Consider the following 15171-nt stretch of genomic DNA (forward strand, 5'->3'; position numbering starts at 1 on the left):
ATGGCATGGCGTTTATTCCGACGAGATTGGCAGTCAGGCGAGGTTAAAGTTTTATTTTTTGCGCTGATGATTGCTGTAATGGCAATGGTGGCGATTGGCACTATTACCGACCGAACTCACCGTGCCATGGGCGAGCAAAGCAGTGAGTTTTTAGGTGCAGACTACACCTTAAGATCGCCGAGGGCTATCGAGCAAAGCTGGCTCGATAAAGGTCGCGCGGACGGTTTGCAACTGACGGAGTCTACTGGCTTCTCAACGGTCTTAGCTAAAGGTGATGAATTTCAGTTGGTCAGCGTGACCGCGCTAGGCGGCAAATTCCCGCTTAAAGGTGAGTTTGAAATTGCTGACAAACCTTTTACCCGTGGACAAAGTATGCAGGCTCAACCGGAAAATGGTTCGGCCTGGGTTGAACCCAGAGTGCTAGCAGCCTTAGACGCTGAAAAAGGCGATAAAGTCGACTTCGGTGCAATTCAATTAACCATCGCAGGAGTGATTGTGGGTGGTCCTGGCCAAGCCAGTGAAATGTTTAATGTCGCCCCCAAAGTTTATATCAATCAGAGCGATGTGGAACGCGCCAACATTATTCAGCCGGGTAGCCGAGTTTCGTATACTTTATTTATTGCCGGCGATATTCAGCCACGCGAAAACTTTATCGACTGGCTGAAACCACAGATGAACAAAACCCAGCGTTTAACGGGTGGAAAAGAGGGTACGCCAGCGTTACAGGCTTCTATTGAACGTGCCGAAACATTCCTGCGTTTGGCAAGCTTGATTTCGGTAGTTTTGGCCGGTGTTGCCATTGCTGTTGCTGCGGGGCGATTTAGCCGCCGTCATTATGATTATGCGGCAATTTATCGCTGCTTGGGCATGCAGATTGCGCAAGTTCACCGTCTCTATATATCGCAACTAATGATCATGGGATTGATTGGTTCTGCGATTGGCGTTGCCCTGGGTTTAGTCATTCAGCAAGCGATTATTGTGCAGTTTGCTGACTTCTTGCCAAAACCTATGGTGCCGATTAATTGGGCACCGGTTATCGCGGGTGGTTTAAGTGGTTTGGTGGTGCTGATTGGTTTTGCATTGCCGGCTTTTTTCCAGATTGCACGAGTGTCGCCATTGCGTGTTTTGCGTAAAGAAATGGTGCCGCAGCCTGTTTCGAGCTGGCTGATTTATTTATTAGCGATATTCACCATGGCGCTGCTGATGTGGTGGCAAAGTGGCTCGTTGAAATTGGTCGGTATTTTGTTGGGCGTGGCTCTGGTTGCCTTTATCGTTATCCGCCTAATGGCATGGCTCATTTTTAAAGTGGGAATTTGGCTTGGTAAACGAGGCTCTACAGCTGTTCGCTATGGGCTCGGCCAGCTAAAACGTTACCCCGCATTTACCATCAGTCAGATTACGGCATTCGGTTTAGCATTTATCATCATGTTGTCGACAGTACTGATTCGAAGTGAGTTGCTAAGCGAATGGCAAAGCCAATTACCGGAAGATGCACCCAATCACTTTTTGATTAATGTGCAACCAAGCGAAGTTCCGAATCTGGAAACTATTCTTGCCGAGCAGGATGTTGAAACTGCGGGTATTTATCCAATGGTTCGTGGCCGTGTTACGGGGCTTAACGGTAAGCCAATTGAAGAGGCGGTATCCGAAGAAGCGCAGACTGATGGCTCCCTGCGACGCGAGTTGAATTTGACCTGGGTTGAGGATGTGCCTAAGGCTAATGAGGTGGTTAAGGGAGAATGGTGGGATGATGCGGAGCATCAGCCGGATGAGAATGGTGTTTATCAATTATCGATCGATCAAAACCTGGCAGGTCGGTTAGGCGTAGATTTGGGTGATGTATTCGAATTTTCGATTGGTGGTGTTGATGTTAAAGGTAAAATCACCAGCTTCAGAGACATTCAGTGGGATTCATTCCAGCCTAACTTCTTTATGATTTTTGAACCGGGTGCACTGAATGAAAATATGGCGACCTATATTACCAGTTTTCATTTGCCGCTCGAAAAGAAAGCAGCTTTAAATACTATTTTGCGCGAGATGCCGACGGTAACCATTATTGAACTGGACGTGATCATGGAGCAGGTGCAGACCATTCTTGATCAGGTTACTACGGCGGTTGAGTTTATTATGCTGTTCGTACTTCTGGCTGGCGTTGCTGTTTTATACGCAGTGTTGCAGGCAAGCAAGGAAGAGCGCGTGTTATCGGCAACTTTATTGAAAACGTTGGGTGCGCAGAAAAAGTTCATTCGCATGACCCTACTCTCTGAGTTAGCTTTATTGGGGGTATTCTCAGGAATTCTTGGTGTGATTGGGGGGGAAGTGTTAGTCTCTGTTCTTTATAAGGAAGCGATGAATATTGAACCTGTGCTGCATCCATGGTTCTGGTTGTGGGTGCCATTAATGGCTGTCACATTTATCTGTATCGCTGGTTGGTGGGGCTTGAAGAGCCTTTTAAATCAGCCAGCGCATCAGGTGTTGAGGCAATTGTAAAATAACCCAAGAAAATCATCTTTTTAGGACCGTTGTATAAAAAAGTCTAGACAGCGACCATTAAAGATTGTTAATAATAAAAAAGGAAAGGGCAGGGATTATCTCTGCCTTTTGACCAATTAACACAAACAACTCATTGATAAAAAAAGAGTTATGGAACTTTTATGGGAAAATCTTTGGTTATAGTGGAGTCGCCAGCAAAGGCGAAAACCATTAATAAATACCTTGGAAAAGACTTTATCGTCAAATCGAGTATCGGTCATATTCGTGATTTACCGACCGGATCACAAAATAAGAAACCGGTGGATGCCAAAGAAAGAGCCCGAAAGGCCGCCGCGACGCGCAAGCTCTCTCCAGAACAAAAAGCTAAACAAAAAGCGCTTAAAGAAAAAACGGCGCTTTTTGCACGTATGGGTATTAATCCTGAACATGACTGGGAAGCCCGCTATGAAGTGTTGCCAGGCAAAGAAAAAGTATTAAATGAGTTAAAGAAGTTCGCAAAAGACGCCGATACTATCTACCTCGCAACGGATTTGGATAGAGAAGGAGAGGCTATTGCCTGGCACTTGCGTGAATTGTTAGACGGTAAAGAGACTCAATTTAAGCGAGTTGTGTTTAATGAAATCACCAAAAAGGCCATACAGCAGGCATTTGCTAAGCCTGGTGACTTAGACATGAACTATGTCAACGCACAGCAAGCGCGACGCTTTCTGGATCGTGTTGTAGGCTTTATGGTGTCACCATTGTTGTGGCGCAAGATTTCGCGCGGACTTTCTGCAGGTCGTGTGCAATCAGTTGCAGTTCGACTTCTTGTTGAGCGTGAGCGTGAAATACGAGCCTTTATTCCAGAAGAATATTGGGATATTCATGCCAATACCTTGACCCAATCGAAAGATGATTTGCGTTTGCAGGTCAATAAGTATCAGGGCAAAAACTTCCGCCCAAACAGTGAGCAAGAAACCAACAAAGCGCTAGAAGTCCTAAAGTCTTCAAGTTACAAAGTAGTCACTCGCGAAGACAAACCACAGAAAAGCAAAGCTCCGAAACCTTTTATCACTTCGACACTTCAGCAGGCAGCCAGTACCAGGCTTGGCTATGGTGTTAAGAAAACTATGATGATGGCGCAGCGCTTGTATGAAGCCGGTTATATTACTTACATGCGTACTGACTCAACCTACTTGAGTACTGATGCGGTTGACGCCTGTCGCGATTATATCAAGACTAATATTGGTGCTGAGTATTTACCCAAAGAAGCCAATAGTTACAGTAGCAAAGAAGGCGCGCAAGAGGCGCATGAAGCAATTCGTCCTTCTGATGTGACAAAAAAGGTTGGTCATTTAAGTGGTATGGAAAAAGATGCTGAGCGTCTGTATGACTTGATCTGGCGTCAGTTTGTGGCTTGCCAGATGTTGCCTGCAGAGTTTGATGTGACCAGTTTGAAGGTTCAAGCAGGCGATTATGAGCTAAAAGCTCGCGGTCGCGTGATGCGTTTTGATGGTTGGACGCAAGTGCTGCCGATGCAAAAGAAAAACGCAGAAGACGAAGAACTGCCCAATGTGAAAGAAGGCGAATTGCTTGAGCTGAAAAAGCTTGATCCTAAGCAGCATTTCACAAAACCACCAGCGCGTTTCTCTGAAGCTGCTCTGGTTAAAGAATTAGAAAAACGTGGTATTGGGCGCCCATCAACTTATGCCTCGATTATTTCAACCATTCAGGACCGCGGCTATGTGCGAATAGAAAACCGTCGTTTCTATGCCCAGAAGATTGGCGAGATTGTTACTGACCGACTGGTTGAAAGCTTTAGTGATTTACTGGATTTCTCATTTACCGCCACCATGGAAAAGCATCTGGATGATATCGCTTCCGGACGACAAAACTGGAAAGTGACGTTGGATGAATTTTATGATGAATTCTCACAACAGCTGAAAAAGGCTGATGAAGAGGAAGGCGAAGGCGGTATGCGCCGCAATGAAGCGGTAGAAACGGATATTCTATGCGACAAATGTAAGAAGAATCATATGGCGATTCGGAATGCCAGCACCGGGGTATTCCTTGGTTGCATGGGTTATTCATTGCCGCCTAAAGAGCGCTGTAAAAATACCGTCAATCTCATTCCGGGCGAAGAGTTTATCGCGGCTGATGAGGAAGAAGAAGCCCGTTACTTGCACGACAAGAAGCGGTGCACAAAATGTAATTCAACCATGGATGATTATCTGGTTGATGAAAATACCAAGCTGTATATCTGTGGCAATAACCCAGATTGTGATGGTTACGAAATTGAAAAGGGTGAGTTCAAGATCAAGGGTTACGATGGTCCGATTCTTGAATGTGACAAGTGTGGTAGCGAGATGCAGTTGAAAACAGGGCGTTTCGGCAAATACTTTGATTGCACCAATGATGATTGTAAGAATACTCGTAAACTTCTAAAGAGTGGCCAGCCTGCTCCGCCCAAAGCTGATCCCATTCCGATGCCAGAACTGCAGTGCGAAAAGGTCGATGACCATTATGTGTTACGTGATGGCGCTGCAGGTATTTTCCTGGCAGCAAGCAAGTTTCCACGCAATCGTGAAACTCGTGCTCCTGCGGTGGATGAATTAGTCACGGTTAAAGACAAGCTTGATCCAAAGTATAAGTTTTTAGGGGAAGCTCCTTTGAAAGATCCTGATGGCAATCGTACTTTCGTTAAATTTAGTCGTAAAACTGGCCAGCAGTATGTCGCTGGTGTGAAAGAAGACGGTAAAGCCAGTGGCTGGACTGCTTTTTACGAAAATGGTAAATGGGTTCCTCAAAAATAGCAGCTGCGAAAAATAAGCACGTTCTAGTGTTTTGTTTGTTAAAATACAGCCTGTCATCAAGTCGATGGCAGGCTTTTTTGTACCAAATCTTTTATTGAACCAGTTGGGGCAACTGTATGTACTCATTGTTACGATCAATTTTGTTTATGCTTGATGGCGAGCGTTCGCATCATTTGTCATTAAACAGTCTAAAAATGCTCAACAAATTAAAGCTATCAGGTTTAATGTCCCAACCTCAGGTCGATGATCCTGTAGAAGTCATGGGTATTAAGTTCCCAAATCGTGTTGGGCTTGCAGCTGGCTTGGATAAAAATGGCGAATACGTTGATGCCTTGAGTCATTTCGGTTTTGGTTTTATCGAAGTCGGTACCGTCACCCCACGCTCACAGCCCGGTAATCCTAAGCCTAGACTGTTCCGAATCAAAGACGCCGAAGCCATTATTAACCGCATGGGTTTTAACAACGATGGTGTAGACGCTTTGCTGAACAATATTGCAAAGACTCATTTTAATGGCGTATTGGGCATTAATATTGGCAAGAACTTTGATACGCCTGTAGAAAAAGCGGTAGATGATTATTTAATTGGTATGGAGAAGATTTATCAACGGGCCGATTACATGGTCGTTAATATTTCTTCACCAAATACTCCTGGCTTACGCGATCTACAATTTGGCGAAACCTTGAAGAGCTTATTGGACAACCTGAAAAAGAAACAACAGGCTTTGCACCAGGAGCACAAGGTTTATAAGCCATTAGCTATTAAAATCGCACCTGATTTATCTTCCAGTGATATTGAGGAATTGGCAGGCACCTTTAAGCAGTATGAGCTGGACGGTATTATTGCAACCAATACAACCTTTGATCGTAGCAAGGTTGAGGGTATGAAGCACGCTGAAGAACAGGGCGGATTAAGTGGTAAGCCGCTGGCCAGTCAATCGACTAAAGTGATCAAACGATTGGTAGAAGCTCTGGATGATTCGATCCCAGTGATTGGTGTTGGTGGTATCACCGATGAGCAAAGTGCAATTGATAAGATTGAAGCCGGTGCTAAGCTGGTTCAGATCTACTCTGGGTTTATTTATCATGGCCCGCAGCTTGTGTATGAGGTAGCGAAAGCTTTAAAAGAGCATCAACAGGCTCAATAGCAAAAACTTTCAAAGCAAAGCAAACTAATAGCCGTTATAATGGCGGCTATTTCATTTATCGTTCGTGATCATGCAATTTTATGCCAGTTGCCCAAAAGGCGTTGAGGCTCTCTTAATTGACGAGTTGACATCACTTGGCGCTACCAATCTTAAAGAACATCCTTCCCATATCGTTTTTGAGGGTGATTTAGAGCTCGCCTATAAAGCCTGCCTCCATTCCCGTTTAGCAAATCGCATTTATTTGTGCCTTCTTGATGAGGAGTTTACTTCTGTTGATGATATGTATCAGAAGGTTAATGGCATTGAGTGGAGCTGGCACTTTGATATGCAGCAAACCTTCGTGGTTGATGCTATAGCCCGTAAAAATGATGATGTTCGTCATTCGGGGTTTGCCGCACAAAAAGTCAAAGATGCGGTGGTCGATTATTATCAAGAACGATTTGAACAACGTCCTTCGATTGATAAAGACAATCCCGATTATCGAATCCATGCCATTATCAATGGCCGTCAGTTAAAAATTGGTATTGATTTAGCCGGACGCAGCTTGCATCAGCGTGGTTATCGACCGATTTCAGGTCGTGCACCGATCAAAGAGAATCTAGCTGCGGCGTTATTGATCCGTGCTGGATGGCCTGAGCTGTCTAAACAGGGCTACAGCTTCCACGATCCTATGTGTGGTACTGGTACTATATTAGTCGAAGCGGTCATGATTGCTTGCGATATGGCTCCTGGTTTGTTTAATCCAACTTATTCTTTTGAAAACTGGAAGCAGCACGATGCAGAGTTATGGCAAACCACCATCGCATCGGCACGTCGTCAGTTTAATAAGAACAAGTTAGCTCTTAACAACCGCTTTATTGGCTCAGACAGCCACCGTAAGAGCCTTGAGCTGGCGAAAGAAGTGATATTAAACGCTGGCTTTGATGAGTTAATTGAAGTCAGTCAGCAGGATATTAGACGCCCTAAGCTCGAAGCATTTAAAGAGCCAGGCTTATTGCTATCGAACCCTCCCTACGCGGAACGATTGGGCGAAGAGGATGAGGTCATTCAGTTATACCGTGACTTTGGCGATTACATTAAAAGTCATTGCATCGGTTGGCAGGCAGCTATTATTACTAATGAAGTATCGTTTGCTAAGGCAATGGGCATGCGTTCCCATAAGCAGTACAAATTCAAAAATGGGGCGATTGACTGCCAGTTATACCTGTTTGATGTTAAAGAAGAGAATTTCTACAAGCCTTTTGACCCAACCGTAGTTAATCCAGACTGGGATAAAAACCTGTCAGAAGGCGCGGTAATGTTAAAAAATCGCATGATAAAAAATCAGCAGCGACTTAAATCGTATCTCAAACAAAATGATGTAACCTGTTATCGACTCTATGACGCCGATCTACCAGAGTATTCTGCTGCTATTGATGTTTATGATGATATGGTCCATATCCAAGAGTATGCTCCGCCAAAAGATATTCCACCGAAAGTTGCGCAACGTCGATTGAACGAGATTGTTCGGGTTACATCGGGTCTTTTGCAGATCCCTGAGTCGGAAATAGCCTTAAAACAACGGCAACGTCAGAAAGGTGATTCGCAATATCAAAAGCACAGTGAAGAAGAACAGTTTCAGGTGGTGCATGAGCAAGGTTTACAATTTTATGTAAACTTAAACCGCTATTTAGATACCGGCTTGTTCCTCGATCACCGTAAAACTCGTAAAATGATCATGGCTGAAGCTAATGGTAAGCGATTCTTAAATTTGTTTGCTTATACGGGCTCGGTCAGCGTTTATGCGGCAAAAGGTGGGGCAAAAACTACAACGGTAGATATGTCCAGAACCTATTTGAACTGGGCAGTTAAGAACTTTGGGTTAAACAGTATTCCCATCTATGGACATGAGTTTGTTCAGTCAGACTGTTTGCAGTGGCTCGATGAGGCTCAGGGACAAAGAACCTATGATTTGATATTTCTTGATCCTCCCACCTTTTCCAACTCCAAGAGAATGGATGTGACTTTTGATGTTCAGCGTGATCAGGTGGAGTTAATCAATCAGACAATGAATCTGTTGGATAAAAAGGGAAAGTTATACTTCTCTAACAATTTTAAGAAATTCGAGATGGAAACGGAGCTTAAAGAGCACTTTGATGTTCAGGAGATTACAGCAAGAACCTTGCCAAGTGATTTTCAGAAGAGCCGAAATCATCACAGATGTTGGTTGATCCAGCATAAAAGTTGATATTTCATCTGTTCTGTAACCGTTGAGCAATAAAAAACCCAGCCTAAGCTGGGTTTTTTATTAATAAGCCCTAAGACTTACTTTTTCTTTTTAGCTACGCGCTTTTTAGCAGGAGCCTTTTTCTTGGCTGGTGCTTTCTTCTTAGCGGGTGCTTTCTTTTTAGCAGGAGCCTTTTTCTTGGCTGGTGCTTTCTTCTTAGCAGGAGCTTTTTTCTTGGCTGGTGCTTTCTTCTTAGCAGGTTTCTTTTTGGCTTTTGCCTTAGCTTTAGCAGCAGCGGCTCTAGCTTTAGCAGCAGCTTTCTTCTTATCTGCAGCGGCTTTCTTTTTAGCTTTAGCAGCAGCGGCTTTAGCTTTAGCAGCGGCTTTCTTCTTATCTGCAGCGGCTTTCTTCTTAGCTTTAGCAGCAGCTTTCTTATCTGCGGCGGCTTTCTTCTTAGCTTCTTTAGCAGCCCAGTCTTTCTCAAACTTGGCAACTGCTTTTTCTAAAGCAGCTTGTTTTGCAGCAGTAGCTTTAGCATCGGCTAGTTTAGATTTTGCAGAATCGTGAGACTTAACGGCTTGGTTAACAGCTGTTTTGGCTTTACGAACGGCTTCTTTAGCTTTCTTGGCAGTAGCTTTAGCAGCTTTTGTAGATTTGCCTTTAGCTTTTTCAGCAGCAGCCTTAGCTTTATCACCTGCTTTTTTTGCAGCGTCACGAGCTTTTTTAACAGCTGCTGCGGCTTTCTTTTCCGCTGCTTCGAGTTGCTTCAAAGTTGTACCTTTAGAAGCAGTTTTTTTTACTGGTTTTTTAGCCATGGTCATTTCCCCTGTGTTGCGAGATGTTTTGATTAAATTTCAATCAAAGTATACGTAAATAATTTTAGAAAGTTAATAATTAATTATGCTAAAGTTGCAAATAACGAACCTTTTTTAATGTTTTTTAACAAAAATGAATGATAAAGAGCAAAAAATATTTTTTTACACAACTTTTGGTTGTCATTTGTGTGAAAAAGTCGAAGCCATGTTAATTGAAGTTTCGCATCAGTTTAAGGATAAATTTCATTATCAAATTATTGCTTTTGACATCATCGATGACGACAAAATATTTGAACAATATCGCTACTCGATTCCTGTTTTGAAAAAAGAAAAAAACGATGATGAATTAGGTTGGCCATTTAACTATCAACAATTATGTGATTGGCTTGGTCTCAATTAACTTTTATTGATATTTTTGCATCGTTAATTCCCTTTTTATATTTTTACTACTCCTGTTAGTCGCTTTTCTTGCTCGCTCGATAATGATTCACAATCAGCTTTAATATCCTTTGATCGCCTTTATTAGTTTTTCATGCACATTTTTACCTCTCTGTTGTATTCTTGAATTTGCTTCTTACCTGTCTGCGATTGGTCCTGTTACTTTGAGTTCGATTGCTTTGTGTGCTTGACAAATTTTGATTTTGAACGTATGTTTCAAACAGTTGTTTGGAATTGATTGGGCAGGATAGTGTAAGCATGACTAAAACTGAATCGACCAAGAGTCGAATACTGGATGCCGCAGAGCAACTCTTTGCTGAAAGGGGCTTTGCCGAGACCAGCCTTAGAACCATTACTACACGGGCTAGAGTGAATTTAGCCAGTGTTAACTATCATTTTGGTTCAAAGAAGTCATTGATTCAGGCCGTATTTGACCGCTTCTTACAAGACTTTACCAAAGAGTTAAGTCTTGAGCTGATGACTTTAGAGCAGTTATCGTCAGATCAGCTTGAGGCTGAAAAGCTTTTGAATGCTTTGATAAGGCCTTTATTGAGTCTTAATAGTCGTCGTAATAATGCGATTTCCATTTTTATGCGTCTTCTAGGTCGCGCCTATGCAGAAACTCAAGGGCATTTACGTCGCTATGTCACGGACAAGTACGGTCATGTTTTAGTACGCTTTACTCATTTGTTCCAAAAAGGCTATCCCAACCTGACTATCGATCAAATTTTCTGGCGTTTGCATTACATGCTGGGAAGTATGATTTTTACTTTAGGTGGCAGCGACGCCTTGCGTCAGATTTCGCAAGCAGACTTTAATCGAGATTTGGATGTTGAGGATGTCATCAAAGAAATGTTGCCATTCCTTGCAGCCGGTATGAAAGCGTAAATAGTGAATAATTGTTGAGGTAATTTGAAATGATGGGTTTATTACAGATTGTTGTGATGTTGCTGGTAGTGGGCTTTTGTGCCTATCAACGTATGGCAATGAAGAAAGCAATGATCATTAATGCAGTTGCTTTAGTTGTTTTATGGATTCATGGTGGTTTTACCTGGGGATTATTCATTTCGCTACTGATTTTCGCTGTGGTAGCAACTTTCTACTTACTTCCTGATTTACGCATTGACTGGATTTCTCGTAAAGCCTATCTGTTTATGCAGAAAGTCTTGCCGCCAATGAATGAAACTGAAAAAACCGCTTTAGAAGCTGGTGATGTCTGGTGGGAGGGTGACTTGTTCCGTGGTAATCCTGACTGGAATAAGATGCTGAACATCACCAAACCGGTGTTAACAGAGGAAGAGCAATCATTCGTTGATAATGAAACAGAAGAATTATGTGGCATGTTGGATGATTGGGATATAGTGCATAAACGTAAAGATCTTCCTCCTGAAGTGTGGCAGTTCATTAAAGACAAAGGTTTCTTGGGAATGATTATTCCTAAGGAGTACGGTGGTAAAGGTTTTTCAGCGCTGGCCCATTCGACGGTTGTAACCAAAATTGCAACCCGTAGCGGCAGTGCGGCAGTAACAGTAATGGTGCCTAACTCACTAGGCCCTGGCGAGTTGTTGTTACATTACGGTACTCAAGAGCAAAAAGATCATTATTTGCCACGTCTAGCCAAAGGCGAAGAAATTCCCTGTTTTGCTTTGACTTCGCCAGTTGCGGGTTCCGATGCGGGAGCCATTCCTGATAAAGGTATCGTCTGCAAGGGCAAATACAATGGCAAAGAAGTTCTGGGTATCAAGCTGACCTGGAACAAGCGTTACATTACTTTAGCACCTGTTGCGACCATTGTTGGTTTGGCGTTTAAATTGTATGACCCTGATAACTTAATAGGTGATAAAGAAGATTACGGTATTACCTGTGCATTGATTCCAGCTGACCATCCCGGTGTTGAAATTGGGCAACGTCACTTACCAATGAATCAGGCCTTTATGAATGGCACGACCACTGGTAAAGATGTCTTCATTCCAATGGAGATGTTGATTGGTGGTCAGGAGTTCGCCGGTCAAGGCTGGAGAATGTTGATGGAAAGCCTGGCGGCAGGTCGTTCGATTTCGTTGCCAGCAATGGGCACTGCGGTAGCAAAATTATCCTATCGTATGACAGGTGCTTATTCTTTAGTGCGTGAACAGTTCAAAACACCTATCGGTCGTTTCGAAGGTGTTGAAGAAGCGATGGCTCGTATCGCAGGTCTTGCTTATCGAACTGAAGCAAGTCGCGTCATGACAGCTGGTGCGGTTGATTTAGGTATCAAGCCTTCGGTGGTGTCTGCGATTGCAAAATACCACATGACGGAAATGGGTCGTGAGATCATGAATCACTCGATGGATATTCATGGTGGTCGCGCCATTATTATGGGTGAGCGCAACTATCTGGCTAATGGCTACATGAGTCAGCCAATTGGTATTACCGTTGAAGGTGCCAATATTCTGACGCGTAATCTGATGATCTTTGGTCAGGGCGCGATTCGTTGCCATCCTTATGTATTGCGCGAAATGATGGCGGCACAATTAGAAGATACTGAAGAAGGCGTTAAACGTTTCGATAGTTTGCTGTTCCGTCATATTGGTTATGGCGTCAGTAATTTTGCGCGTACTTTTGCTTTAGGTTTAAGTGCTGCGAAATTTGCCAGTAAGCCAGTCGGTGGTCAAACTGGTAAATACTATCAGCACCTGACCCGTATGAGTTCTGCATTGGCGTTAACTTCTGATATCGCCATGGGTATTTTAGGTGGTGATTTAAAACGTAAAGAACGCTTATCCGCAAGACTGGCCGATGTGTTAAGCCACCTTTATATGTGTTCAGCAGTATTAAAGTACTATCAAGACAATGATCGTCCTCTAGCTGACCTGCCTTATGTAAAGTGGAATATGGAATATGGCTTGTATAAAACTCAGGAAGCTTTTTACGAGTTCTATGAAAACTTCCCGATTAAAGCCGTAGGAAAGGTTTTACGCTTTATTGCTTTCCCATATGGTAAAAGCTATCACATGCCATCGGATAAGTTAGAGCAGGAAATTGTTAAGCCGATGACTCAGAACTGCGAAATTCGTGACCGCATCACAGAGTATGCTTATGTGGGCAAAACAGCCGATGATGTCACTGGTCGAGTTGAGCTGGCATTTTTGAAAGTGTTAGCTGCTGATGAAGTACGTCGTAAGCTACGAAAAGCCATGAAGGCGGGTGATTTGGATAAAAACGCCACTAATATGGAGCGTATAGAACAAGCCATTGAGAAAGGTATTATTGACAAAGAAGAGCAGCAAATTCTGGTGGATGCCGAAGAGGCGCGGATGGATGTGATTCAGGTAGATGACTATTCACACGAAGAAATCTCTGGCGTGGTTGAAGATAAGCCTAAGAAGAAAAAGAGCAAATCTAGCTAGTTGGTAGGTTTATTCGAAGAAGCAGGGCATAGTCCCTGCTTTTTTTATGCTTGATGTTTATCAAGAATCTATTAACGGATAGAGAAAATGTTGGTCTAACCTGTCATCAAACCTTATCTTAGCCCCTGAATATTTGGTATCCTTAGGGGATGAATGAAGTTGGCCCGCCAGCCTGTGATGCTGATGTAGGCCTTATTGGAGTAGATATTATATGAGTCAGAAAGATAAATTAGTGATTTTCGATACCACCTTGCGTGATGGTGAGCAAAGCCCCGGTGCGTCAATGGACAAAGAAGAAAAACTGGAAATCGCTAAACAATTAGAATTAATGAAAGTTGATGTTATTGAAGCCGGTTTTGCGATTGCAAGCCCCGGCGACTTTGAGGCGGTTAAACTGGTTGCTGATAATATCAAAGACAGTACCATCTGTTCGCTTTCTCGCGCCATGGAAAAAGACATCCAGGCTGCGGGTGATGCACTTAAGGGGGCTAATTCTGGTCGTATTCATACCTTTATTGCTACTTCGCCATTGCATATGAAGCATAAGTTGCAAATGGAACCTGAGCAGGTGATTGAGCATGCAGTGAGATCGGTTAAGTTCGCGCGTGGCTTGTGTGATGACGTTGAGTTCTCGTGTGAAGATGCCGGTCGTTCAGATTTGGACTTTATGTGCAAAATCATAGAACAGGTGATAAACGCTGGTGCTCGCACGATTAATATCCCTGATACTGTAGGCTATAACCTACCCGATCAGTACGCTAATACCATTGAGCAATTAATTCAGCGCATTCCTAATTCTGACAAAGCCATTTTCTCCGTTCACTGTCATAACGATCTGGGGCTTGCTGTTGCGAACTCTCTGGCCGCGGTGCAAAAAGGTGCGCGTCAGGTTGAGTGTACGATTAATGGCCTGGGTGAGCGTGCTGGTAATGCTTCTTTAGAAGAAGTGGTTATGGCGATTAAGACGCGTCCTGATTACTTTGATGTTGAAGTGGATATTGATACCCGCCACATTGTGCCTACTTCACAATTAGTATCTAAAATTACCGGCTTTGCGGTGCAACCAAATAAGGCAATTGTCGGTGACAATGCTTTTGCACACGAATCAGGCATTCATCAGGATGGTGTTCTAAAGCATCGCGAAACTTATGAAATCATGCGCGCCGAAGATGTGGGCTGGGCCAATAACCGTATGGTTTTAGGCAAGCACTCTGGACGTAACGCGTTCAAAAGCCATTTAGCACAATTGGGTGTACAGTTTGATAACAGCGATGATTTACATGACGCCTTTGTTGCTTTCAAAAAGTTAGCCGATCAGAAGCATGACATTCTTGATGAAGATTTATTGTCACTGATTAAGCGATAAAAGGTATTCATTAGTGATGTCGAGCTGGAATCGTTCGTATCTTGAAGCAATGAGTGTTCCTGTCTGGGTTTCCAGGCAGGAAGCTATTGCTAATATTGTTACTGAGCCTGCGGAGGCAGAAGTCGCTACAAAGGCCGATGGACAGCTTGAACAAGAGACAACTCTTGGCTTTGTTTCGGTGGTCGGTGATATGCAGGCTAAAATCTGCATTCTGGTCACTGCGGACCAAGATTTACAGCAAGCAAAAAGTAATTTCCTATTATTGGCGCAAGCCTGGAAGCAATGGCAAGACACAGACTTACCATTAACTTTGCTGCAATTAGTCGAGCAAGATCATTCGACGGAAAATGCAGAGCCAATTAATGACCTCAAGGAAAAGCAATTACTGCTTGCTTCAAGTCAATCATTAGAATTACCCCATCTTACCGTTAAACCAGCTCCAACTTTAAACTGGCAGTCTGCCAGTGATAAGAAGGCCTGGTGGCAACTGATACAGCAGCTTGTTTAGTTGTCGCTGGTTTGCAACA

General features: G+C 43.4%; 9 protein-coding genes and 1 pseudogene. 9 read left to right on the forward strand and 1 reads right to left on the reverse strand.

Translation table 11 applies throughout. From position 1 onward, the window contains the following. The 4 genes from KKOR_RS03970 to rlmKL all read left to right on the forward strand — a co-directional run bounded on the left by KKOR_RS03970 (position 1) and on the right by rlmKL (position 8657). On the forward strand, positions 1–2490 hold the full coding sequence (locus KKOR_RS03970) for an ABC transporter permease (RefSeq protein ID WP_228638760.1): 2490 nt from the start codon (positions 1–3) through the stop codon (positions 2488–2490). Positions 2491–2654: 164 nt separating this feature from the next. After that, positions 2655–5285: a type I DNA topoisomerase gene (gene topA / locus KKOR_RS03975; RefSeq protein WP_012800727.1), complete on the forward strand. Its 2631-nt coding sequence runs from the start codon at positions 2655–2657 to the stop codon at positions 5283–5285. Between the two features lie 116 nt (positions 5286–5401). Continuing rightward, positions 5402–6430 carry a quinone-dependent dihydroorotate dehydrogenase gene (locus KKOR_RS03980; RefSeq protein ID WP_012800728.1) on the forward strand — a complete coding sequence of 343 codons (1029 nt, stop codon included), beginning with the start codon at positions 5402–5404 and terminating at the stop codon, positions 6428–6430. 70 nt (positions 6431–6500) lie between these two features. Next, positions 6501–8657 (forward strand): bifunctional 23S rRNA (guanine(2069)-N(7))-methyltransferase RlmK/23S rRNA (guanine(2445)-N(2))-methyltransferase RlmL, encoded by a 2157-nt coding sequence (rlmKL, locus tag KKOR_RS03985; protein ID WP_012800729.1) that lies wholly within the window; start codon positions 6501–6503, stop codon positions 8655–8657. Positions 8658–8734: 77 nt separating this feature from the next. On the opposite strand, the gene KKOR_RS03990 is transcribed toward rlmKL, so the two are convergent. Further along, positions 8735–9451 carry a hypothetical protein gene (locus KKOR_RS03990; RefSeq protein ID WP_012800730.1) on the reverse strand — a complete coding sequence of 239 codons (717 nt, stop codon included), beginning with the start codon at positions 9449–9451 and terminating at the stop codon, positions 8735–8737. A gap of 133 nt (positions 9452–9584) precedes the next feature. On the opposite strand from KKOR_RS03990, the gene KKOR_RS03995 reads away from it, so the two are divergent. The 5 genes and pseudogenes from KKOR_RS03995 to KKOR_RS04015 all read left to right on the forward strand — a co-directional run bounded on the left by KKOR_RS03995 (position 9585) and on the right by KKOR_RS04015 (position 15152). Beyond that, on the forward strand, positions 9585–9851 hold the full coding sequence (locus tag KKOR_RS03995; protein ID WP_012800731.1) for a glutaredoxin family protein: 267 nt from the start codon (positions 9585–9587) through the stop codon (positions 9849–9851). Positions 9852–10147: 296 nt separating this feature from the next. Then, a complete protein-coding gene (locus KKOR_RS04000) occupies positions 10148–10777 on the forward strand; it encodes a TetR/AcrR family transcriptional regulator (protein ID WP_012800732.1) in 630 nt (209 codons plus the stop codon). A gap of 32 nt (positions 10778–10809) precedes the next feature. Next, positions 10810–13278, forward strand: coding sequence for an acyl-CoA dehydrogenase (locus tag KKOR_RS04005; protein WP_187287332.1), 2469 nt, complete (start codon positions 10810–10812; stop codon positions 13276–13278). Between the two features lie 211 nt (positions 13279–13489). After that, a pseudogene (locus tag KKOR_RS04010) lies at positions 13490–14635 on the forward strand (2-isopropylmalate synthase); the annotation flags it as partial. Between the two features lie 25 nt (positions 14636–14660). Beyond that, positions 14661–15152 carry a hypothetical protein gene (locus KKOR_RS04015; protein ID WP_012800735.1) on the forward strand — a complete coding sequence of 164 codons (492 nt, stop codon included), beginning with the start codon at positions 14661–14663 and terminating at the stop codon, positions 15150–15152. Positions 15153–15171 lie beyond the last annotated feature (19 nt).

This window comes from Kangiella koreensis DSM 16069 (assembly GCF_000024085.1).
Lineage (GTDB): Bacteria > Pseudomonadota > Gammaproteobacteria > Enterobacterales > Kangiellaceae > Kangiella > Kangiella koreensis.

Excerpts from the sequence above, each read along its gene's own strand:
- KKOR_RS03990 (WP_012800730.1), bottom strand. The coding sequence starts at position 9,451 with ATGGCTAAAAAACCAGTAAAAAAAACTGCTTCTAAAGGTACAACTTTG.
- KKOR_RS04005 (WP_187287332.1), top strand. The coding sequence starts at position 10,810 with ATGGGTTTATTACAGATTGTTGTGATGTTGCTGGTAGTGGGCTTTTGT.
- KKOR_RS04000 (WP_012800732.1), top strand. The coding sequence starts at position 10,148 with ATGACTAAAACTGAATCGACCAAGAGTCGAATACTGGATGCCGCAGAG.
- KKOR_RS03970 (WP_228638760.1), top strand. The coding sequence starts at position 1 with ATGGCATGGCGTTTATTCCGACGAGATTGGCAGTCAGGCGAGGTTAAA.
- KKOR_RS04015 (WP_012800735.1), top strand. The coding sequence starts at position 14,661 with ATGTCGAGCTGGAATCGTTCGTATCTTGAAGCAATGAGTGTTCCTGTC.
- KKOR_RS03980 (WP_012800728.1), top strand. The coding sequence starts at position 5,402 with ATGTACTCATTGTTACGATCAATTTTGTTTATGCTTGATGGCGAGCGT.
- KKOR_RS03995 (WP_012800731.1), top strand. The coding sequence starts at position 9,585 with ATGAATGATAAAGAGCAAAAAATATTTTTTTACACAACTTTTGGTTGT.
- topA (WP_012800727.1), top strand. The coding sequence starts at position 2,655 with ATGGGAAAATCTTTGGTTATAGTGGAGTCGCCAGCAAAGGCGAAAACC.
- rlmKL (WP_012800729.1), top strand. The coding sequence starts at position 6,501 with ATGCAATTTTATGCCAGTTGCCCAAAAGGCGTTGAGGCTCTCTTAATT.